General features: G+C 47.9%; 1 tRNA gene and 1 pseudogene. Both read right to left on the reverse strand.

The annotated features are described in order from the left end of the window. Window positions 1-71: 71 nt before the first annotated feature. Window positions 72-147 (reverse strand) — tRNA-Ala (locus D1841_RS17400). Window positions 148-594: 447 nt separating this feature from the next. Then, window positions 595-1183: pseudogene (locus tag D1841_RS17405) on the reverse strand (IS5 family transposase); the annotation flags it as partial.

The raw sequence follows: 1183 nt of genomic DNA on the forward strand, positions 1-1183 counted from the left end.
AATGGACAAGCCAGGACAAATACCCCGCCAACCATCGTGATGGTTAGCTCGGGGTTCGCCTGGCTCTCTTTTGGTGGACGATATGGGATTCGAACCCACGACCTCAGCGTTGCGAACGCTGCGCTCTCCCAACTGAGCTAATCGCCCGTATAAAACTATGATAAAAAGCATTTTTCATCTTAGCAGGACGCTTACTACCAATTTAAATTTAGTATATCACAGAATGGGAAAAAAGTAAAGAGGGGTTTCAGGAATTTTTCTTAAATGAAAAGATGGATTTAGAAAAAAGCTGTAAAAATGGTGGGGGATAGGAATAGACGGGAAAGCCTGGCGCGATGTCGGCGCTTTGCTGGTTCAGTATATTGCAAACAAACCAAAAAAGATTTTGCCCTTTCAGCTTTCCCGATCTATTCACTTTTGGAGAAAAAGCCCGTCTCCCTAAAAAACTACGTATCATGCCATCGGGGTTCCTGTTGCTGCTTCTCTCATATGCGCTGTAGGAAATGTCACAGTTGATCTTGCCTTTCTTTTCCCACATGTTCGCTGCTACAACAGCAGAGGACTTTTTTCCTCTATGCTCCCTAGATACTATCGTCAATAAACAAGGAGCCAGATGGCAATACAGCGAATTTGGACAGCGGCAGCGAAAGAAGCAGCGTTTTTTGCGTAGCGCGTAGCAATACCGCGCCACCTTTTAAGAAGCAGAAAAGCATTCTCAACAAGATGGCGGAGTTTGTAAAGATATTCGTCATATTCCCGCAGATGTTTTCGGTTCTTCCTTGGCGGAATGACCGGTGTCATTCCCGCATCGACAGTCTTGAGAATGATTGCGTCTGTATCGTAGCCCCGGTCTGCCAGAAGATATTCCGCTTGGAACCCCTTGATTAGCTGTGCTGCAAGTCTGCAATCCGCTGTGGTACCAGAAGTGATAAAGAATCGCACCGGCATACCATGCGCATCCACGGCCAGATGTATCTTGGTGTTGAGCCCCCTTTTGTGCGGCCCATGGCCTGATTCCCGCCCCGTGCGCCAGCAGCGTCGGGATGTACTTTGACATGGCTGGCATCGATCATCAGCCACTCAAAATCTGTATCATCCACCAAAGCTTCCAGAATCTTTTCCCAGATCCCCTTGTCACGCCACCGGCAGAAACGGCGGTGTACATTCTTCCAGTTCCCATACG

The organism is Neglectibacter sp. X4, assembly GCF_009917365.1.
Lineage (GTDB): Bacteria > Bacillota > Clostridia > Oscillospirales > Acutalibacteraceae > Acutalibacter.